This is a genomic window from Lysobacter sp. A421 (assembly GCF_054052145.1).
In genome coordinates this window covers 300,470-320,538 of sequence record NZ_JBSVRL010000003.1, presented here as the reverse complement: position 1 = coordinate 320,538, position 20,069 = coordinate 300,470, and the positions used below count along the sequence as shown (strand labels likewise).

General features: G+C 64.0%; 15 protein-coding genes. 9 read left to right on the top strand and 6 right to left on the bottom strand.

What is annotated here, in order from left to right; translation table 11 throughout:
• Positions 1-112 precede the first annotated feature (112 nt).
• Positions 113-1,939: a translational GTPase TypA gene (gene typA / locus ACW7G6_RS11265; RefSeq protein ID WP_456978494.1), complete on the bottom strand. Its 1,827-nt coding sequence runs from the start codon at positions 1,937-1,939 to the stop codon at positions 113-115.
• Positions 1,940-2,087: 148 nt separating this feature from the next.
• On the opposite strand from typA, the gene ACW7G6_RS11260 reads away from it, so the two are divergent.
• From ACW7G6_RS11260 to prpC, 4 genes are all read left to right on the top strand, one after another.
• Complete coding sequence (locus ACW7G6_RS11260) at positions 2,088-2,588, top strand: peptidylprolyl isomerase (protein WP_456987349.1); 501 nt, start codon at positions 2,088-2,090, stop codon at positions 2,586-2,588.
• Between the two features lie 89 nt (positions 2,589-2,677).
• Complete coding sequence (locus ACW7G6_RS11255; protein WP_456978496.1) at positions 2,678-3,883, top strand: aminotransferase class I/II-fold pyridoxal phosphate-dependent enzyme; 1,206 nt, start codon at positions 2,678-2,680, stop codon at positions 3,881-3,883.
• Between the two features lie 78 nt (positions 3,884-3,961).
• On the top strand, positions 3,962-4,948 hold the full coding sequence (locus tag ACW7G6_RS11250; RefSeq protein ID WP_456998274.1) for a malate dehydrogenase: 987 nt from the start codon (positions 3,962-3,964) through the stop codon (positions 4,946-4,948).
• Positions 4,949-5,047: 99 nt separating this feature from the next.
• Entirely contained in the window at positions 5,048-6,205 is a 1,158-nt protein-coding gene (gene prpC / locus ACW7G6_RS11245) for a bifunctional 2-methylcitrate synthase/citrate synthase (protein ID WP_456998273.1), read from the top strand.
• Positions 6,206-6,356: 151 nt separating this feature from the next.
• Here the strand turns inward: prpC and ACW7G6_RS11240 are convergent, their stop codons facing one another.
• The 3 genes from ACW7G6_RS11240 to ACW7G6_RS11230 all read right to left on the bottom strand — a co-directional run bounded on the left by ACW7G6_RS11240 (position 6,357) and on the right by ACW7G6_RS11230 (position 9,961).
• On the bottom strand, positions 6,357-6,968 hold the full coding sequence (locus ACW7G6_RS11240; RefSeq protein ID WP_456998272.1) for a glutathione S-transferase N-terminal domain-containing protein: 612 nt from the start codon (positions 6,966-6,968) through the stop codon (positions 6,357-6,359).
• 119 nt (positions 6,969-7,087) lie between these two features.
• Positions 7,088-7,546 carry a cell wall hydrolase gene (locus ACW7G6_RS11235; RefSeq protein ID WP_456978500.1) on the bottom strand — a complete coding sequence of 153 codons (459 nt, stop codon included), beginning with the start codon at positions 7,544-7,546 and terminating at the stop codon, positions 7,088-7,090.
• Positions 7,547-7,924: 378 nt separating this feature from the next.
• The gene (locus ACW7G6_RS11230) at positions 7,925-9,961 is read right to left on the bottom strand and encodes an oxidoreductase (protein ID WP_456998271.1); all 2,037 of its coding nucleotides are present in this window, start codon (positions 9,959-9,961) and stop codon (positions 7,925-7,927) included.
• Between the two features lie 184 nt (positions 9,962-10,145).
• Here ACW7G6_RS11230 and ACW7G6_RS11225 point away from each other — a divergent pair, with 184 nt between their 5' ends.
• The 4 genes from ACW7G6_RS11225 (at position 10,146) to ACW7G6_RS11210 (ending at position 15,189) form a co-directional block, all read left to right on the top strand.
• Positions 10,146-11,594 (top strand): bifunctional 2-methylcitrate dehydratase/aconitate hydratase, encoded by a 1,449-nt coding sequence (locus tag ACW7G6_RS11225; RefSeq protein ID WP_456998270.1) that lies wholly within the window; start codon positions 10,146-10,148, stop codon positions 11,592-11,594.
• A 181-nt stretch (positions 11,595-11,775) separates the two neighbouring features.
• Positions 11,776-12,903 carry an OmpA family protein gene (locus ACW7G6_RS11220; protein ID WP_456978503.1) on the top strand — a complete coding sequence of 376 codons (1,128 nt, stop codon included), beginning with the start codon at positions 11,776-11,778 and terminating at the stop codon, positions 12,901-12,903.
• A gap of 221 nt (positions 12,904-13,124) precedes the next feature.
• The gene (locus ACW7G6_RS11215) at positions 13,125-14,213 is read left to right on the top strand and encodes an OmpA family protein (RefSeq protein WP_456978504.1); all 1,089 of its coding nucleotides are present in this window, start codon (positions 13,125-13,127) and stop codon (positions 14,211-14,213) included.
• A gap of 196 nt (positions 14,214-14,409) precedes the next feature.
• Positions 14,410-15,189 carry a hypothetical protein gene (locus ACW7G6_RS11210; protein ID WP_456998269.1) on the top strand — a complete coding sequence of 260 codons (780 nt, stop codon included), beginning with the start codon at positions 14,410-14,412 and terminating at the stop codon, positions 15,187-15,189.
• Positions 15,190-15,265: 76 nt separating this feature from the next.
• On the opposite strand, the gene kbl is transcribed toward ACW7G6_RS11210, so the two are convergent.
• A complete protein-coding gene (gene kbl, locus ACW7G6_RS11205) occupies positions 15,266-16,459 on the bottom strand; it encodes a glycine C-acetyltransferase (protein ID WP_456998268.1) in 1,194 nt (397 codons plus the stop codon).
• Positions 16,460-16,651: 192 nt separating this feature from the next.
• Positions 16,652-17,689 (bottom strand): L-threonine 3-dehydrogenase, encoded by a 1,038-nt coding sequence (tdh, locus tag ACW7G6_RS11200; protein WP_456978846.1) that lies wholly within the window; start codon positions 17,687-17,689, stop codon positions 16,652-16,654.
• A gap of 178 nt (positions 17,690-17,867) precedes the next feature.
• On the opposite strand from tdh, the gene ACW7G6_RS11195 reads away from it, so the two are divergent.
• The gene (locus ACW7G6_RS11195; protein ID WP_456998267.1) at positions 17,868-20,045 is read left to right on the top strand and encodes a S46 family peptidase; all 2,178 of its coding nucleotides are present in this window, start codon (positions 17,868-17,870) and stop codon (positions 20,043-20,045) included.
• The last annotated feature ends 24 nt before the right edge of the window (positions 20,046-20,069 follow it).

The window sequence follows — 20,069 nt, the reverse complement described above, 5'->3', positions numbered from 1 at the left end:
GCGCCTCGCCCCGACCCGTTCGGAACCATCATCACCAAAAAAGCCGCCCGGATTGGGCGGCTTTTTCATCGGCCCGGCACGAGAATGCCGGGCCGTACCGTGCACGGATGGGTCAGCCGCGGCTCGCGCGCTTGCGGTCGTTCTCGGTCAGATGCTTTTTGCGCAGGCGGATCTCCATCGGCGTGACTTCCACCAACTCATCGTCCTCGATGAAATCCAATGCCTGTTCCAGCGTGTACTTGATCGCGGGTGTCAGCTTGATTGCATCATCCTTGCCCGAGGCGCGCATGTTGGTCAGCGGCTTGGTCTTGATGGCATTGACCGTGAGGTCGTTGTCCTTGGAGTGGATGCCGATCAGCTGGCCTTCGTATACGTTGTCGCCTTCTGCAGCGAACAGTTTGCCGCGCTCTTCCAGCGGCCCCAGCGAGTAGGCAGGAGTGGCACCGGCGGAATTGGAGATCATCACGCCGTTGGAGCGCTTGGCGATCGCACCGACCGCGCGCGGACCGTAATGATCGAACACATGGAACAGCAGGCCGGTGCCCTGGGTCAGCGTCTTGAACTCATTCTGGAAGCCGATCAGGCCACGGGCGGGGATCATGTAATCGAGCCGCACGCGCCCCTTGCCGTCGGATTCCATGTTTTTCAGCTGGCCCTTGCGGATGCCCAGTTTCTCCATGACGCCGCCCTGGTGCTGCTCCTCGATGTCGACCACGAGTTGCTCGACCGGCTCCATCGTCTGGCCATCGATTTCCTTGATGATGACTTCCGGGCGCGACACCGCCAGCTCGAAGCCCTCGCGGCGCATGGTCTCGATCAGGACCGACAGGTGCAGCTCGCCGCGACCGGAGACGAGGAACTTGTCCGGGTCCGAGCCTTCCTCGACCTTCAGCGCGACGTTGTGCAGGGTCTCGCGCTCCAGCCGTTCACGGATCTGGCGGCTGGTGATGAACTTGCCGCCACTGAAGTCCTTGCGACCGGCAAACGGCGAGTTGTTGACCTGGAAGGTCATGCTGATGGTTGGCTCGTCCACGGTCAGCGCGGGCAGGGCTTCCGGCGCGTCCACCGCGCACAGGGTGTCGGAAATGCTCAGGCCCTGGACGCCTGAAATGGCGATGATGTCACCGGCCTCGGCTTCCTCGACCTCGACCCGCTCCAGACCCATGAACCCGAGCACCTGCAGTACCTTGCCCTGGCGCTTCTTGCCTTCCCGGTCAATGACGGTGATCGGCATGTTGGTGTGGACCTTGCCGCGCTGGATGCGCCCGACGCCGATCAGACCGACGAAGTTGTTGTAGTCCAGCTGGCTGATGAGCATCTGGAACGGGCCGTCCGGATCGACCTGAGGCGGCGAGACGTGCTGCATGATCGCCTCGTACAGCGGGGTCATGTCGCCGCTGCGAACGCTGTCGTCGAGCCCGGCATAACCATGCAGCGCCGAGGCATACACGATCGGGAAGTCGAGCTGCTCGTTGGTGGCGCCGAGTTTGTCGAACAGGTCGAACACCTGGTCGATGACCCAGTCCGGACGCGCGCCGGGGCGGTCGATCTTGTTAACCACCACGATCGGTTTGAAACCCATCGCGAAGGCTTTCTGGGTCACGAAGCGGGTCTGCGGCATCGGTCCGTCCATCGCATCGACCAGGATCAGCACCGAGTCGACCATCGACAGCACGCGCTCGACCTCGCCGCCGAAGTCGGCGTGTCCCGGGGTGTCGACGATGTTGATGCGGTTGCCATTCCAGGTGATGGCGGTGTTCTTGGACAGGATCGTGATGCCACGTTCCTTTTCCTGATCGTTGCTGTCCATCACGCGCTCGGCGAGCATGGTGCGTTCGGAGAACGTGCCGGACTGCTTGAGCAGGCAATCGACGAGGGTGGTCTTGCCGTGGTCGACGTGGGCGACGATGGCGATATTGCGCAGGCGTTCGATGGACATGGGGACGGGCGCCAAGGGCGCTTCTTTCGATAGGGAAGTCGACCAGTATATCCCTATGCAATGGATGCGCGAGGATTGATTGAGCGTGGGTTAAACTTGGCGGTCTGGCGTTCACCTAGACACGCCCCCACAGATTCCGGAGTGATCCATGACCCTGACCGCCACCTTTGATACCGAACGCGGCCCGATCCGCGTCGAGCTTGCCGCCGACAAGGCGCCGCTGACGGTTGCGAATTTCGTCAACCTGGCCAAGCGCGGTTATTACGACGGCCTGAATTTCCACCGCGTCCTGAACGACTTCATGGTCCAGGGCGGCTGCCCGCAAGGCACCGGAACCGGTGGCCCGGGTTACCGCTTCGAGGACGAGGCCAGCAACGGCCTGGGTCACGAGCGCGGCGTGTTGTCGATGGCCAACGCGGGTCCGGGCACCAATGGCAGCCAGTTCTTCATCACCCACGTGCCGTGCCCATGGCTGGACGGCAAGCACACCGTGTTCGGCAAGGTACTCGAGGGCCAGGACATCGTGGACAGCGTCAAGCAGGGCGACAAGATCAACGCGGTCACGCTTGAAGGCGATGTTGATGCCGCGCTGGCCGCCAAGGCCGACCGTGTCGCGGACTGGAACAAGACCCTGGACGCCAACGCGTAAGCAGGCGGCAAACCGATGGCGTGACGTCCGCGACGGACCACCGTCGCTGGCGTCCACCGCATGATCCGATTTTTTACGAGGTTGTTGCGATGCCCCAGTTTGCCCGCCGTATTGGTCGCGCCCGGCCCAGTGCGATCATGCAGGTCTCGGAGAAAGCCAAGCGCTTGAAAGCCGAAGGCCGCGATATCATCAGCTTCTCGATTGGCGTGCCGAACTTCCTGCCAGGTGAGCATGTCTACCAGGCCGCCCGCGATTCGCTGGCAAGCGACAGCGGCCAGTACGGCAGCAATCGGGGCTCGGATGCCTTGCTGGATGCGTTTCTCGCGCACATCGGCAAGATCGGATTGACCGGCTATACCCGTTCCAATCTCGGCGTCGGCATCGGTGCCAAACAGGTGCTGTACAACCTGGCCGAGGCGCTGCTCGACGAGGGCGACACGATCGCCTTCGCTGTGCCGTACTGGACCAGCTACCTGGACATTGCGCAGATCGTCAATGCCAAGGTCGAACTGCTGCCGTGCCCGCCGGAGCAGGACTACAAGCTCACCCCCGGGCAACTGGAAGCCGCGCTGGAAAAGAAGCCGCGGGTCTTCCTGTTCAATAATCCGTCCAACCCCACCGGCATGGTGTACGGCCAGGACGAGATCTCGGCGCTGGCCGATGTGCTGGTGCGTTATCCCGACACCTGGGTCATCACCGATGACATCTACAACCGGATGGTGTTTGACGGGCTGGGCTACCACAACTTCGTCCACGCCCGTCCCGAATTGCGCGACCGGGTGATCTTCGTCGACTCGCTGTCCAAGACCTACGGCATGCCGGGCTGGCGGGTCGGCCTGTTGGCCGGACCCGAGTCGGTCGCCAAGGCGGTGGCGACGCTCAATTCCAACCACATCACCAGCATCCCCGAGGCGGCCCAGGTCGCGGCGATCGCGGCATTCACCGGTCCGCAGGACGTGCCGGAAGCCAAGTGCAAGGAGTTCCAGGCCAAGCGCGACCAGGTGATGCAGGCGCTGGATGCGATTCCGGGGTTGGTGTGTCCGCGCCCGCAAGGGGCGTTCTATGCGTTCCCGGACGTCAGCGTGGCGTTTGGCAAGACCCATGCGCCCAGCGGCCTGAAAGTCGATGATGACCTGTCGTTGTGCAGCGCGCTGCTGGAGGCCAAGGGCGTGGCCTGCGTGCCCGGGTCGGCGTTCGGTGAGCCGCGTGCCATGCGTATCAGTTACACCTGTCCGACGCCGCAGTTGGCGCCGGGTTTGCAGCGTATCCAGGAGTTTTTTGCCGAATTGCGCTGAGCCGCAGGGTGGGCCGTGGCCCGCCATCTCCCACGCGGTGGGCCAAGGCCCGCCCACGATGCATTGAGGATACAAACCATGAAACAACCCGTCCGCGTTGCCGTTACCGGTGCTGCCGGCCAGATCGGCTATTCCCTGCTGTTCCGCATTGCCTCCGGTGAGATGCTCGGCAAGGACCAGCCGGTCATCCTGCAGATGCTCGAATTGCCGATGGAGAAGGCCCAGGCCGCGCTGAAGGGCGTGATGATGGAGCTGGAAGATTGCGCGTTCCCGCTGCTGGCCGGCATGGTTGGCACCGATGACGCCGAGGTCGCGTTCAAGGATGCCGACATCGCGCTGCTGGTAGGCGCGCGTCCGCGCGGGCCCGGCATGGAGCGCAAGGACCTGCTGTTGGAGAACGCGAAGATATTCACCGCCCAGGGCGCGGCGTTGAACAAGGTCGCCAGTCGCGACGTCAAGGTGTTGGTGGTCGGCAACCCGGCCAACACCAACGCCTATATCGCGATGAAGTCGGCGCCCGACCTGAAGCCGAAGAACTTCACTGCGATGCTGCGGCTGGACCACAACCGCGCGCTGTCGCAACTGGCCAGCAAGGCCGGTGTGTCGGTTGGCGATATCGAGAAGTTCACCGTCTGGGGCAACCACAGTTCGACCATGTACCCCGATTACCGCTTCGCCACCGTCAATGGCGCGTCGCTGCAGGACAAGATCAATGATGCCGACTGGAATGCCGACACCTTCATCCCGGTGGTGGCCAAGCGCGGCGCGGCGATCATCGAGGCGCGTGGCCTGTCATCGGCAGCCTCGGCGGCCAATGCAGCCATCTGCCACATCCGCGATTGGGTGCTCGGCAGCGATGGCGCCTGGGTGACGATGGGCGTGCCGTCCAATGGCAGCTACGGCATCCCCGAAGGCGTGATCTACGGCGTCCCGGTGACTACCAAGGCTGGCGAGTACACGCGGGTCGAAGGCCTGGAAATCGATGCCTTCAGTCGCGAGCGGATGGACAAGACCCTGGCCGAGCTCGAGGAAGAGCGGGCCGGCGTCGCCCACTTGCTGGGCTGAGCGCACCACACCTTGATGCGCAACGCGACCCGCAGAAGCCGCAGGTCGCAACCATGCCGCCACTTCCAGCCGGGAGGGGCGGCTACAAGAGGAACCGAGATGAGCGAGAACACCAACACCAACACCTTGCCAAAGCCGAAGAAGTCCGTGGCGCTGAGCGGCACTGCCGCCGGCAACACCGCGCTGTGCACCGTTGGCCGCAGCGGCAACGACCTGCATTACCGTGGCTACGACATCAAGGACCTGGCGACCAAATCGACCTTCGAGGAAGTCGCCCACCTGCTGGTACATGGGGCGTTGCCGACCACCGCCCAGCTGGCCGCCTACAAGACCAAGCTGCAGCGCCTGCGTGGCTTGCCGGCGCTGGTTACCGAAGCGCTGGAGCTGGTCCCCGCCAACGCCCACCCGATGGACGTGCTACGCACGGGCTGCTCGATGCTCGGCACGGTATTGCCCGAACGTGATACTCACGCAGCGCCCGAGGCGCGCGATATCGCCGATCGGCTGATCGCCAGTTTCGGTTCGATGCTGTTGTATTGGTGGCAGTTCACCCACAACGGCCGCCGGATCGACGTGGAGACCGGGGACGACTCGGTTGCCGGGCACTTCCTGCACCTGCTGCACGGCGCGCCGCCAAGCGCGCTGCACGCTGACGCGCTGGACAAGTCTCTGGTGCTGTATGCCGAGCACGAGTTCAATGCCTCCACGTTCGCCGGCCGCGTGATTGCCGGTACCGGCTCGGATATGTACTCCTGCCTGACCGGTGCGATCGGCGCGCTGCGCGGACCCAAGCACGGCGGCGCGAACGAGGTGGCGATGGACATCATCTCGCGCTACGCCACCGCCGACGAGGCGGAGGCGGACATCCGCGCGCGAGTGGAACGCAAGGAGATCGTGATCGGCTTCGGTCATCCGGTCTACACCGTCGGCGACCCGCGCAATCCGATCATCAAGGAGATCTCGCGCCAGCTGTGCGCCGAAGGTGGCAATCAGGTCCTGTTCGACGTGTCCGAGCGCATCGAGAACCTGATGATGGACACCAAGAAGATGTTCCCCAACCTGGATTGGTACAGCGCGTCGGCGTACCACATGCTGGGCATCCCGACCGCGATGTTCACGCCGTTGTTCGTGATCGCCCGCACCACCGGCTGGAGCGCGCACGTGATCGAGCAGCGTGAGGACGGCAAGATTATTCGTCCCAGCGCGAACTATGTCGGGCCGGAAGATCGCGACTACGTGGAGATCAGCCAGCGCTGAGGGTGGTTGTGCGGTGCCCCCGCCAGTGCCTCGGCATGGGGCGTTACACATGAAATGGAAACGCCGCGCAATCGCGCGGCGTTTCTGCTTCTGGCCAGTCCAGGTTGGCAGCCAGTCCGGTCGGCCGGTCGGCCGGTCGGCCCGGCTCAGCTCAGCTCAGTCCTTCGGCCTTGAGCGCCGCTTGCACGCCGGCATCGGCTTCCATCCGCGTCTTGAATGCGGCCAGGTTGTCCAGACCTGACAGGTCGATGCCAAGTCCGTCGGCCCAGCGCAGGGTGATGTACAGATACGGGTCGGCGAAGCTGCGGAAACCCGTCAACCACTGTTTGCCGTCGAGCTGCGTATCGGCGCGCTCGAACAAGCCGCGCAGCCGCTTCTTCGCAGCGTCCTTGACGGCATCGTGCTGGCTGGCGTCCGCATGGAACGCGCCCGGGCTGAACAGCGGTACGAAGGCGGGGTGCAGGTCCGCATTGACAAACGCCAGCCAGCGCGTCGCCTGGGCACGCTGCCGGGCACTGCCATCGCCGGCCAAGCCGGCATCGGGGTAGCGATCGGCGATGTAGCCCATGATGGCGGCATTCTGGGTCAGCTGGAAATCACCCTCGACCAGAGCGGGTACGGCGCCGACCGGGTTGATCGCCCGGTATTCCGGCGACTTCATCGCCTCGGCGGTCATTACCTGGAATTCGAATGGCTGGCCGGTCCATTGCAGCGCAATGTGGTCGGCGGTAGAGCAGGCACCGGGCTTGGTATAGAGCTTCATGCGATCTCCGGAGTGGGAATAAGCGAAAGATGGGCCGATGCCGTGGCACCGACCCGTCTGTTGATTATCCGCCGTGGATCGTAATCCTGCGTTACGGGCCGCCCGCGAACCGGGCGCCGTCAGGAGCCCTGTGGGGCCAGGTTCTGTACCTTCAGGAAGGTGTGGTCACCGATGGTGGCGACCTGGTAGGCATTGCGCCAGTTTGGGCTGGCGATCGCGAGCGCGGCAAAATGGCTTGCCCCGGGTACGATCTCGCGGCGCTCGCCGGCCGGCAACGCCCAGTTGCGCTGTGCTTCCAGTGCAATGGTGACCGACTCGGCCCAGGCCTCGGTATTGCTCAGGCGCATGTTGGGTGACACCAGGGAGGGCGCGAACTGCTTACGCGCAGTCACCACCTCGCACACACTGTCGCCCCAGATGCCGCTGTCGCGACGGCGCAATGCCACTTCGGCGACCGCCTGCTGTCCCTGGATCGACTGATCACGGGCTTCCAGGTACAAGGTGGTGCTCAAGCACAGCGAGTCTGCGCTTTGTGGTGACAGTACCGAGGCCAACCACAAAATCCAGGCCAGTTTCATGACGAACTCCTTGCTCCGTTGCGCCGACGTGTCCTGTCCACCGCGGTAAAGCGGAGAGGGACATCGCTGGCATCGCGTACTGGGGAGGCTGCGGCTCTCTGGCGCGCTTTGCCCCTTCACCTGACCTCGCTGAGTGCGGGCCGGCGTGGGTGTCACCTGCGGGGTGACTCGAAAGTTGCGGCACGGTAGCGGTCATAATTTAAATCCAGCCTGAACAGCTATCCCCGTTCAGCTTGGAAAAATCATGATTCAGTCACGCAGGAATTGTCCAGAACCAGCACCAGCGACGTTCTGCGAGCGAATGCGGTCGTTGTCGCCAGGGGTCCTGTTCAGCTTTGTCACTTATGACAGCCGGCAGCAAAGCGACGTAAATGCGCGCTAAAAGGATGCGGCCAGCCGGCTTCCCTGTTCAATCGCCCGCTTGGCGTCCAGTTCGACGGCGCGGTCCGCGCCACCGATTACGTGCACCCGGCCTGGATGGCCGATCAACTGCGCTTGCAACGGCTTGAAGGGCTCTTGTCCCGCGCACACCACGACCTGATCGACCACCAAGGTCTGCTCGACATTGCCGACGCGGATCCGCAGGCCCTGGTCATCGACCCCGAGGTATTCCACCGCGCCCAGCATGTGGACGTGCTTGGCTTTCAACGTTGCCCGATGGATCCAGCCGGTGGTCTTGCCGAGGCGGGCACCCGACTTGCCGGCACTGCGCTGCAATAGCCAGACCTCGCGCGCGGCGGGTTCCGGCTTCGCGCGGACAAGACCGCCCCGATTGTCGGTGTAGGCCAGGTCGACACCCCATTCGTCTCGCCAACGATCCGCATTCAAGCTCGGCGATTCACCCTGATGGACCAGGAATTCTGCAACATCAAAGCCAATACCGCCGGCACCGATGATCGCGACCTTGCGTCCCACCGCCACGTGGCCACCCAGCACCTCCAGGTAGCTGACAACCTTGGGATGCCCGGCACCGGGGAAGTCCACTTTCCGCGGAACCACGCCGGTGGCCAGCACGATGTGTTCGAAATCGGACAGCGCTTGTGCGTCAGCGTGCGTCTGCAAATGCAACTCCACGCCGGTCAGCTCGATCTGGCGCCCGTAGTAGCGCAATGTCTCGTGGAATTCCTCCTTGCCCGGGATCTGCTTGGCGAGGTTGAACTGGCCGCCGATCTCGCTGGCGGCATCAAACAAGGTCACCTGGTGCCCGCGCTGGGCGGCGATCGTCGCGCACGCCAGGCCAGCAGGGCCGGCGCCGACCACGGCAATCCGCTTGGGCGCGGTGGTCAATGGATAGTTCAGTTCGGTCTCCGCGCAGGCCCGCGGGTTGACCAGGCAGCTTGCGCGCTGGTTGGCGAATACATGATCCAGACACGCCTGGTTGCAGGCGATACAGGTATTGATCTCGTTACCGCGTCGGGCCTGCGCCTTCGCCACCCATTGCGGGTCGGCCAGCAGCGGACGCGCCATCGACACCATGTCAGCCTCGCCGGCGGCAAGAATATGTTCGGCGGTTTCGGGCATGTTGATCCGGTTGGTGGTCACCAGTGGCACTGCGACCTCGGGCTTCAGGCGAGCGGTGATGCCGGCGAACGCGCCGCGTGGCACCGAGGTGGCGATCGTCGGCACCCGTGCCTCGTGCCAGCCGATGCCGGTGTTGATGAGTGTCGCGCCCGCAGCCTCGACCGCGCGTGCCTGGGCGACAACCTCGTCCCAGGCCAGTCCGCCGTCAACCAGGTCGATCATCGACAGCCGGTAGATCAGGATGAAGTCCGGTCCGCAGGCCTCACGGATACGGCGCACGATCTCCACCGCGAAACGCATCCGCCGCGTTGCATCACCGCCGAACGCATCGTCGCGCCGGTTGGTGCGCGGCGCGGTGAACTGGTTGAGCAGGTAGCCTTCCGAGCCCATCACCTCGACGCCGTCATAACCCGCATCGCGGGCGAGCCGGGCGGTGTCGACGAACGCGTCGATCTGGCGCTCGACCGCGCGGGCCGACAACGCGCGCGGAGTGAACGGGTTGATCGGCGACTTGATCCGCGACGGCGCCACCTGCAGCGGGTGGTAGCCGTAGCGGCCGGCGTGCAGGATCTGCAGGCAGATGCGGCTGCCATGGGCGTGCACGGCATCGGTGACCTGGCGGTGCTTGCGTGCCTGCCACGACCAGCCCAGCGTCCCGCCGAACGGCTTGAGCCAGCCGACGATGTTGGGCGAGAAGCCGCCGGTGACGATCAGTCCGACCCCGCCGGCGGCGCGCTCGGCAAAGTAGGCGGCGAGCTTCGGGAAGTCGCGCGCCCGGTCCTCCAACCCGGTGTGCATCGATCCCATCAGCACCCGGTTCGGCAGGGTGCAGAACCCCAGGTCGAGCGGCGTGAACAGGTGGGGGTAGAGCGGGTGCGGATCGGTGGGCAACATGGGAATACGTCGGCGTATGGATGCATCACGATGCCGGGAAAGCCGGTGCCCGGCAAGCCGCCGGAAGAGGCCGCGATTGCTCTGAGCCGGGAAAGACTGCATGGACGCACGGCAAAGGTCCATGCAAGCCGCGGCCATGCCGATCTGGCAAAATGGGCGGGTTCCCCAGATCGGATCCGTTTGCATGACTCAGCACGACATCCGTTCCACCGTCCGTCCGACCCCTGACCAGCCGATGCTCGACATCGCCGAGTACGTCGCCGGTTACCGGGTCGATTCCACCGAGGCCTACGACACCGCGCGCTACATGCTGCTGGACTCGTTGGCCTGCGCCGCACTGGCGATGGAGCACGAGGAGTGCGTGAAGCACCTCGGGCCGCTGGTGCCTGGCGCGCAGATGAAGGGCGGCGCCCGGGTGCCCTATACCTCCCATGAGCTCGACCCGGTCCAGGCCGCCTACAACATCGGCGTGCAGATCCGCTGGCTCGACTTCAACGACACCTGGTTGGCCGCCGAGTGGGGCCACCCGTCCGACAACCTGGGCGCGATCCTCGGCGTCGCCGATTACCTGGGCCGCAAGGCCGAGGCCGAAGGTGGCAAGGCACTGACGGTCAAGGACGTGCTGGGCTACGCGATCAAGGCCCACGAGATCCAGGGTGGCTACGCGATCAAGAACTCGTTCAACCGGGTCGGCCTGGACCACGTGATCCTGGTTCGCCTGGCCTCGACCGCGGTGGCCACCAGGATGCTTGGCGGCGACAATGAAGCGATCTGGACCGCGGTTTCGCACAGTTGGATCGACAACGGCATGTTGCGCACCTACCGCCACGCGCCCAATACCGGACCGCGCAAGAGCTGGGCTGCCGGGGATGCCTGCCGTCGCGCCGTCACCCACGCGCTGAACGCAGTGAAGGGCGTGGTCGGCTATCCAAGCGCGCTGAGCGTGCCGACGTGGGGCTTCTATGACATTGCCTTCGAGGGCAAGCAGTTCGAGTTCGAGCGCCCGTTCGGCAGCTACGTGATGGAGAACGTGCTGTTCAAGATCAGCTTCCCGGCCGAATTCCACGCCCAGACCGCGGTCGAGTGCGCGATGAAGCTGCACGACCAGGTCAAGGACCGTATCGACGACATCGAGCGCATCGAGTTGCAGACCCAGGAAGCCGGGGTGCGGATCATCGACAAGACCGGCCCGCTGCACAACTATGCCGATCGCGACCATTGCCTGCAGTACATGGTGGCCGTGCCATTGATCTTCGGCCGCCTGGTCGCCGACGACTACAGCGATGCGGTGGCCGCCGATCCGCGCATCGATGCACTGCGCGCCAAGATGACGGTCAGCGAGAACGAACAGTTCACCAGGGACTACTTCGACCCGGCCAAACGCTATATCGGCAACGCGGTGCAGGTGTTCTTCAAGGATGGCAGCAGTACCGAGAAGGTCTCGATCGACTTCCCGATCGGCCATCGCAAGCGTCGCGATGAAGGCATTCCGGTGTTGATGAAGAAGTTCGAGGCGGCCGTGCGCGGCAAGTTGCCAGCGGCGAACGCCGACCGCCTGGTGGCATTGGCGGCAGCGCCCGATGAGTTGGAAGCAATGCCAATCACCGAGCTGATGGCGTTGTTCGCTAGCTGAATAGCGGCTGAGGAAGATAGGCCGTCTGCGGAACTTGGGCGGATGTTAGGCGTTTGTTAACACCCCCTTCACGTGGCCGAACTTAACCTCCCCTCGATGGCGTCATACCGGCTGCCGTCTTGAACGGTACGGAATCACGCAGAAGCGGTTTCCTGATTAGAACCAATACGGAGATACCCCAATGAATAAGAAACTTCTCTGCGCCGCCTTGCTCGGTGGCTTGACTATTGCTGGCGCGGCCAACGCGCAAGACTTTGATGATCGCTGGTACCTCACCGGCTCGGCGGGCATGAATATCCAGGACAGCAATCGGGATACCGCCAACGCCCCATTTGCAGCGATCGGTGTCGGCAAGTACCTGAATCCCAACTGGTCGATAGACGGCGAGCTGAACTACCAGAACCCGAATGTCGAGCGCAACCAGGACTTGAACTGGAGCCAGTACGGCATCTCGTTCGACGTGCGCCGCCACTTCCTGGCAGAAGGCCGCAACTGGAACCCGTACGTCGTGATGGGCCTGGGCTACCAGCGCTCCGAGGAGGAGTACGCGCCGCAGGACGTGGGTAGCAACAGCCCCAACGGTCCTTTCGAGCGCGAAGATGGCCACGTAGCCGGTAAGCTCGGTTTTGGTGCGCAGGGTGACGTCGGCCGGGTGAAGATCCGCACCGAGTTGGCTTACCGCATTGATGCCGACGACGACAGCATTGGCGCATTCATGACCGACGACGCGCCGCGTGACGACGGTGCTGACTGGTTCGGCGACGTGTTGGCCTCTGTTGGCGTAGTCGTGCCGCTGGGTCCGGAACCGGTTGCAGCGGTTGCCCCGGCGCCGGTTGCCCCGAGCTGCGCGGACCTGGATGACGACGGTGACGGCGTCAACAACTGCGACGACAAGTGCCCGGATTCGCAGGCTGGCCAGACCATTGGTCCGGACGGTTGCCCGGTGCCGGTCTCGATCGACCTGAAGGGCGTGAACTTCGACTTCGACAAGTCGACCCTGCGTCCGGACGCGGTTGCGATCCTGAGCGAGGCGGTGCAGATCCTGCAGCGTTACCCCGACCTGAAGGTCGAGGTTGCCGGTCATACCGACTCCAAGGGTACCGACGCGTACAACCAGTCGCTGTCGGAGCGTCGCGCCACCGCGGTGTATGACTACCTGAGCAGCAATGGTGTCGACGCCTCGCGCATGGTGGGCCCGAACGGTTACGGCGAGAGCCGCCCGATCGCGCCGAACACCAACCCGGACGGTTCGGATAATCCGGAAGGTCGTGCGCAGAACCGCCGCACCGAGTTGAACGTGCAGAACTAAGCACGTAACAGCTGCAGGTGGCGCTTTGCACCACCGATGTGACACGCGAAGCCCGGCCAAGTGCCGGGCTTCGCTTTTCCCGGTTGTGTTAATAAAGCGTCATGGGTGTGTATCATCAGGCGCCAGCGGTGCGACCAGCCTGCCGGTGTGCACTGCCGTTCCACCGGTTCGGGCGAAAGCTCGACAAATTCCCCTGTAGTCTTTAGTAAGGAGTGTGAGTTATGAAGATTCGCCTGTTGAGCACGGCGTTGCTTGCCGGCCTGGCGTTTGCCTCGGCAGCAAATGCGCAGGATTTCGATGATCGCTGGTACTTGACTGGATCGACCGGGTTCAATCTCCAGGACACCAACCGTGGCACGAACGATGCCCCGTTCGTGACGCTGGGCGTGGGCAAGTTTGTCAGCCCCACTTGGTCGGTTGATGGTGAGTTGAACTACCAGAATCCCAATTTCGACGCCAACCAGGACATGAACTGGAGCCAGTACGGCATTTCGCTTGACCTGCGTCGTCACTTCCTGGCGGAAGGTCGCAACTGGAACCCGTATGCCTTGTTTGGCCTGGGTTACCAGCGCGCGGAAGAAGAGTACGACAACTTCCCCAGTGCGAACTCGCCCGGTGAGCGCAAAGACGGCAACCTCGCGGCAAAGGTCGGCTTCGGTCTCCAGGGCGACGTGGGTCGCGTCGGCGTGCGTACCGAACTGGCCTACCGTGCCGATTTCGACGATCAGAGCGTGGCAGCACCCAATGAAGACTGGTTTGGCGACCTGCTGGCCTCTGTTGGCGTAGTCGTGCCGCTGGGTCCGGAGCCGGTTGCAGCGGTTGCCCCGGCGCCGGTTGCCCCGAGCTGCGCGGACCTGGATGACGACGGTGACGGCGTCAACAACTGCGACGACAAGTGCCCGGATTCGCAGGCTGGCCAGACCATTGGTCCGGACGGTTGCCCGGTGCCGGTCTCGATCGACCTGAAGGGCGTGAACTTCGACTTCGACAAGTCGACCCTGCGTCCGGACGCGGTTGCGATCCTGAGCGAGGCGGTGCAGATCCTGCAGCGTTACCCCGACCTGAAGGTCGAGGTTGCCGGTCATACCGACTCCAAGGGTACCGACGCGTACAACCAGTCGCTGTCGGAGCGTCGCGCCACCGCGGTGTATGACTACCTGAGCAGCAATGGTGTCGACGCCTCGCGCATGGTGGGCCCGAACGGTTACGGCGAGAGCCGCCCGATCGCGCCGAACACCAACCCGGACGGTTCGGATAATCCGGAAGGTCGTGCGCAGAACCGCCGCACCGAGTTGAACGTGCAGAACTAAGCACGTAACAGCTGCAGGTGGCGCTTTGCACCACCGATGTGACACGCGAAGCCCGGCCAAGTGCCGGGCTTCGCTTTTCCCGATGACGTGTTTCCGATGTGCCGTGGTTGGTTGTCCGCGTTGAAGTGCACGCTTACACTGAGGCGCGTCCTGCGGGGTGCGTCCGGAGCCCCCGGTTATCCCAAGGAGATGAGTCATGTTGCGTGTTGCCGTCGTAATAGCGTTGTTGTCGTCCGCCGGCTTGGCGCACGGGCAGGATTCCATTGCCTGTGGGGCTCTGGTCGCGCCACAGGCGATGTCGGCGCAGCCGACCGTGATTGCACCGGTAATCGCCGAGTTCGGTGCGCCACGTCACCAGTTGGGCGCGCCGACGGGGGTGTTGTCCGAAGCTTTGGGTGAATCGCTGGCGGTCGACCAGGTGCTGTTCCGCCTCCAGGTCGAGCGTTGCGGCGTTGTCGCCAGCGTGGCTCCGGCCCCGCCGCCGTTGAGTCCGCCTCTCGCCGAAACCGGATCCGCAATTGGTGTTGACGCGCCGGTCGCCACCGTCGTCCCGGCCGCCACCGACACCGCAATGCCGACGGCAACCGATCCGGCTGCCTATAAACCCCGCACCGAGTTCGACAATACGCCGTGGCGGTTCAACATGAACCAGAACGGGGAGCAGATGACAGCGGACGCCTTTGCGGCGTGGATGGAGTCCAAGGGCGTGCGCGTGGCCAAGGGCGCGGCACCCAAACCGGTGGCGGCAGTGCCGGTCAGCGGTGTTGCGGTGGATGGCTCGATCGTGGTGCCCACCGGAGAAGCTTCTGCAGTGACGGCGCCCGAAACGGCAGCTTCCGAAGTAACCGATGCCAGCGCGACGCCAGCCGAAGCGCCCACCACTGAAACGGCGGTACCCGAAACGACATCGCCCGACGCCTCAACGTCGCCAGTTGAAGCGCCGGCAGAGGCGATTGAACCGGACGAGGGCGGTTAACCGTCGGAGTAATTCAAGCAACAGGCTTCACACTCGACAACGGCCGCTCATGCGGCCGTTGTTGCATTCGTCGGGATCAACCCTTGATGACGCCCAGCTCGCGACCGATGCCTGTGAAGGCGGCAATGGCCCGATCCAGGTGTTCGCGTGTATGCGCCGCGCTGATCTGGGTGCGGATGCGTGCCTTTCCCTGCGGTACCACCGGGAAGAAGAACCCGATCGCATAAATACCTTCTTCCAACAAGCGCTCGGCGAATTTCTGCGCCAGCGGGGCATCGTGCAACATGACCGGGACGATCGGGTGGGTGCCGGGTTGGATTTCGAAACCGGCGCTGTTCATCTGCTCGCGGAAGTACACGGTATTCGCGGCCAGTTGCTCGCGCAGGTCGCCGGCGGCATCCAGCATCTCGAACGCCTTGATGCCGGCGGCAACCACGTGCGGCGGCAACGAGTTGGAGAACAGGTACGGCCGCGAACGCTGGCGCAGCAGTTCGATGACCTCCTTTTTCGCCGTAGTGAACCCGCCCACCGCGCCGCCCATGGCCTTGCCCAGGGTGCCGGTGAAGATGTCGATCTTGTCCAGCACGCCCTTGACCTCGGCCGAGCCGCGGCCGGTGGCACCAAGGAAGCCGGTCGCGTGGCATTCGTCGATGTGCACCAGCGCCCCGTATTTTTCCGCTAGCGCGCAGATCTCGTCCAGCGGCGCGATGAAGCCATCCATCGAGAACACGCCATCAGTGGTAATCAGCTTGGTCTTGCAGCCGGCGGCATCGGCCGCCTGCAGCTGCTTTTCCAGATCGGCCATGTCGCAGTTGGCGTAACGGAAGCGCTGCGCCTTGCACAAGCGCACGCCATCGATGATAGAGGCATGGTTGAGGCTGTCGGAGATGACCGCGTCATCGGGCCCCAGCAACGGTTCAAACAGACCGCCGTTGGCATCGAAGCACGCCGCGTAGAGGATGGTGTCCTCGGCCCTGAAGAACGTGGCGATGGTCTGCTCGAGCTGCTTGTGCAGGTCCTGGGTTCCGCAGATGAAGCGCACCGAGGCCATGCCGAAGCCGTGGCTGTCCAACGCGTCCTTCGCGGCCTGGATCAGGTCCGGATGGTCGGCCAGACCAAGGTAGTTGTTCGCGCAGAAGTTCAATACCGTCCGGCCATCGGCCAGCGTGATCTCGGCCGATTGCGGGCCGGTAATGATGCGTTCGGCCTTGAACAGGCCCTGCTCGCGGATTTCGTCGAGGGTGTCTGTGTAACGATCGGTCAAAGACATGGATGTCTCCGTTTTTGTAGGAGCGGCTTCAGCCGCGATGAGGTGTCGGGACAGGTCGCGGAAGCCGCAGAGACGAGCTGTGTCGCGGCCATCCATGGCGCAGCGGAGCAGGCTTCGGATCGTCCGGCCCGGCCATCCTTGGCCGGGCTTTCGCGGACGCGGCAGATGCCGATAGGGCATCTGCCAAACGCGTCAGCTCACCCAGCTGAGCACGATCTTGCCGGACTTGCCGGCTTCCATCAGGTCGAAGCCCTGCTGGAACTCGTCCACCGGCAACTGGTGGGTCAAGGCCTTGCCAAGCGGGAAGCCGCCCAGCACCAGCTGGGTCATCTTGTACCAGGTCTCGTACATCTTCCGGCCGTACATGCCGTGCAGGGTGAGGCCCTTGAAGATGATCTTGTCCCAGTCCGCGCCGGCGCCCTGGGGCATGATGCCAAGCATCGCGATCTTGCCGCCGTGGTACATGCAATCGAGCATGTCGTTGAACGCGCGCGGGTTGCCGCTCATCTCCAGGCCGACATCGAAACCCTCCATGTGAAGGTCTTTCATCACGTCCTTGAGTGAAGTGTTGGCGACGTTGACCACGCGCGTCGCACCCATGTCGGCTGCAAGCTTCAGCCGGTAGTCGTTGACGTCGGTGACCACCACGTTGCGCGCGCCGATATGCTTGCAGATGCCGGCGGCAATGATGCCGATCGGGCCGGCGCCGGTGATCAGCACGTCCTCGCCGACGACGTCAAACTCCAGCGCGCAGTGCGCGGCGTTGCCGTAGGGGTCGAAGAACGCAGCCAGCTCGCTCGGTATCTGGTCCGGGATCGGCCACAGGTTGGTGGCCGGCATCACGATGTATTCGGCGAATGCGCCGTTGCGGTTCACGCCGATGCCGACGGTGTTGGGGCACAGGTGCTGGCGGCCGCCTCGGCAATTGCGGCAATGGCCGCAGACGATGTGGCCCTCGGCCGAGACGCGCTGGCCGACCTTGTACCCGGTCACGCCGGGGCCGACCTCGACGATCCGCCCGACGAATTCGTGGCCGATCACCAAGCCGGGCTTGATCGTGCGCTGGCTCCACTCGTCCCACAGGTAGATGTGCAGGTCGGTGCCGCAGATCGCGGTTTTCTCGACCTTGATCAGCACCTCGTTGGCGCCGGCTTCCGGCACCGGTACCTCCTCCATCCAGATGCCTTTGGTGGCTTCGCGCTTGACCAGCGCCCTCATGGTTTGCGGGATCGGGCGCTGGGTGGGTTGGGCTGCGATAGATGGCATTTCGGACCTGGCGGAGTCTGACGAGTGAGGCGCCAATTGTACCGCTGCGGTGTTATTCATCCGTGGCGTGACCGTTGGCGGTTGCCGACAGCGGCCTGCTTTGCCTATGGTCAACGGTTCGACCATGAATACCGGGGCCAACATGAACCTTCGAATATTGCCCGTGGCGCTGATTGTCGCGTTCGCGTCCACTGCCGCAGTTGCCGACGAGGGCATGTGGCAACCCAGGCAAATGCCCGAGCTGGCCGCGCAGCTGAAAGCGCGCGGATTGCAGATGGACCCCGCTGCGCTGTCCAACCTGGCCGGCAAGCCGCTCAACGCGGTCATCAGCCTGGGCGGTTGCACCGCGAGTTTCGTCTCGCCCCAGGGTTTGGTGGTGACCAACCATCATTGCGGCTACGGCGCGATCCAGTACAACTCCACCCCCGAGCGCGACCTGCTGGCCAACGGCTTTGTTGCCGGGACCCTGGCCGAGGAGCTGCCCGCCGAGCCCAATGCGCGCATCTACGTCACCCAGGACATCCGCGACGTGACCGACCAGGTCACCGCCGATCTGGAGGGTCTGGACGGCAAGGCACGTTTCGACACCATCGAGGCGCGCAACAAGGCATTGGTGGCCGAGTGCGAGCAACCCGGTGGCCTGCGCTGCAACGTCTACAACTTCAATGGCGGCCTGCAGTTCTCGCTGATCCGGCAGCTGGAGATCCGCGACGTGCGGCTGGTGTATGCCCCACCGGATTCGATCGGCAAGTTCGGTGGTGACGAGGACAACTTCGAATGGCCGCGCCACACCGGTGACTGGAGCTTCCTGCGTGCCTATGTGGGTGCCGATGGCAAGCCGGCGGCGTACTCGAAGGACAACGTGCCGTACCAGCCCGAGAGCTGGCTGACGGTGTCGCAACAGCCGTTGCTCGAAGGTGATTACGTGATGGTGACCGGCTATCCGGGGTCCACCGATCGCTACCGGCTTCCGGGTGAGGTGCGCGAGGCGATCGAATGGCGCTACCCGACGATGATCGCCTACTTCGGCGACTACCTCGCGGCGATTGAGCGCAACACCAAGGGCGACAAGGCGGCGGCATTGAAGTACGCCTCCACGGTGGCGGGCGTCAACAACGTGCTCAAGCTGTATCAGGGAAACCTGGACGGGTTTGCCCAGATGGACGATCCGGTCGGGTTGAAGCAGGCCCGCGAGCAGGCACTGGAGGCCTGGCTGGCCGAACGCGGCGCGCAAGGCAAGGCCCCCTTGGCGGCCATCGACGCGTTGGAGAAAGAGCTGGCCGGCGCGCGGGCGACCCGGGACCGTGATTTGTGGTTCGACAGTGCGGTTGGCGGTGGGCTGGGCGGGGTGGCCGTGAGCCTCTATCGCAACGCGATCGAGCAAGTCAAGCCTGACGCCGAGCGCCGTGTCGGCTACCAGGACCGTGATGCGCCACGTATCGCCGGCCGCCTGACCGCGTTCGACAAGCGCTATGACCCCAAGGTCGACAAGGCCTTGATGGCGCTGCGCCTGACACGGTATGCCGAGCGCGTGCCGGCGGTGCAGCGGGTACCGGAGCTGGACCAGTGGCTGGGCATCGGCGCCGATGACAAGACCATTGCCGGCCTCGATGCCAAGCTGGACACCTTGTACGCAAGCTCCACGCTCGACGATGTTGACGCACGCCTGAAGTGGCTGGAGGCCGACAAGGCCGCCATCGAAGCTTCCGATGATGCGGCGCTGGATTTTGCGGTGGCGATGATGCCGGCGTTGCTGCGGATGGAGGCCGCCGACGAAGCACTCAGCGGCCGGGTCTCGGCGCTGCGACCGCAATACATGCAGGCGATGATCGATTTCAACCAGTCCCAGGGCACGCCGGTCTACCCGGACGCGAACAGCTCGTTGCGGATCACCTTTGGCACGGTGCGCGGCTATTCCCCGCGTGATGGCGTCGAGATGATCCCGTTCACCACCCTGGATGGCATCGTCGCCAAGACCACCGGCGAGGAGCCGTTCATCACCCCGCAGGCCGAGCTGGATGCGATTGCCGCAGGCAAGGGTGCGCAGTACCGGATGGAATCGCTGGGTGACGTGCCGGTCAACTTCCTCAGCGACGTGGACACCACCGGCGGCAACTCCGGTTCGCCCACGCTCAACGCCAATGGCGAATTGGTGGGCCTGCTGTTTGATGGCAACTACGAAAGCCTCAGCGCCGGCTGGATCTTCAACCCGGAGCTGACCCGTTCGATCCACGTCGACACGCGCTACATGCGCTGGGTGATGGACGAGGTCGACCACGCCGACCGCCTGCTGGAAGAAATGGGGTTGCCACATGACTGATCATTGCCGGGTGGGATGCGGGCC

Coding starts and splice junctions, on each gene's coding strand:
- ACW7G6_RS11240 (WP_456998272.1), bottom strand. CDS start 6,968: ATGAAGCTCTATACCAAGCCCGGTGCCTGCTCTACCGCCGACCACATT.
- prpC (WP_456998273.1), top strand. CDS start 5,048: ATGAGCGAGAACACCAACACCAACACCTTGCCAAAGCCGAAGAAGTCC.
- ACW7G6_RS11220 (WP_456978503.1), top strand. CDS start 11,776: ATGAATAAGAAACTTCTCTGCGCCGCCTTGCTCGGTGGCTTGACTATT.
- ACW7G6_RS11235 (WP_456978500.1), bottom strand. CDS start 7,546: ATGAAACTGGCCTGGATTTTGTGGTTGGCCTCGGTACTGTCACCACAA.
- ACW7G6_RS11225 (WP_456998270.1), top strand. CDS start 10,146: ATGACTCAGCACGACATCCGTTCCACCGTCCGTCCGACCCCTGACCAG.
- ACW7G6_RS11250 (WP_456998274.1), top strand. CDS start 3,962: ATGAAACAACCCGTCCGCGTTGCCGTTACCGGTGCTGCCGGCCAGATC.
- ACW7G6_RS11210 (WP_456998269.1), top strand. CDS start 14,410: ATGTTGCGTGTTGCCGTCGTAATAGCGTTGTTGTCGTCCGCCGGCTTG.
- typA (WP_456978494.1), bottom strand. CDS start 1,939: ATGTCCATCGAACGCCTGCGCAATATCGCCATCGTCGCCCACGTCGAC.
- ACW7G6_RS11230 (WP_456998271.1), bottom strand. CDS start 9,961: ATGTTGCCCACCGATCCGCACCCGCTCTACCCCCACCTGTTCACGCCG.
- ACW7G6_RS11215 (WP_456978504.1), top strand. CDS start 13,125: ATGAAGATTCGCCTGTTGAGCACGGCGTTGCTTGCCGGCCTGGCGTTT.
- ACW7G6_RS11260 (WP_456987349.1), top strand. CDS start 2,088: ATGACCCTGACCGCCACCTTTGATACCGAACGCGGCCCGATCCGCGTC.
- kbl (WP_456998268.1), bottom strand. CDS start 16,459: ATGTCTTTGACCGATCGTTACACAGACACCCTCGACGAAATCCGCGAG.
- ACW7G6_RS11195 (WP_456998267.1), top strand. CDS start 17,868: ATGAACCTTCGAATATTGCCCGTGGCGCTGATTGTCGCGTTCGCGTCC.
- ACW7G6_RS11255 (WP_456978496.1), top strand. CDS start 2,678: ATGCCCCAGTTTGCCCGCCGTATTGGTCGCGCCCGGCCCAGTGCGATC.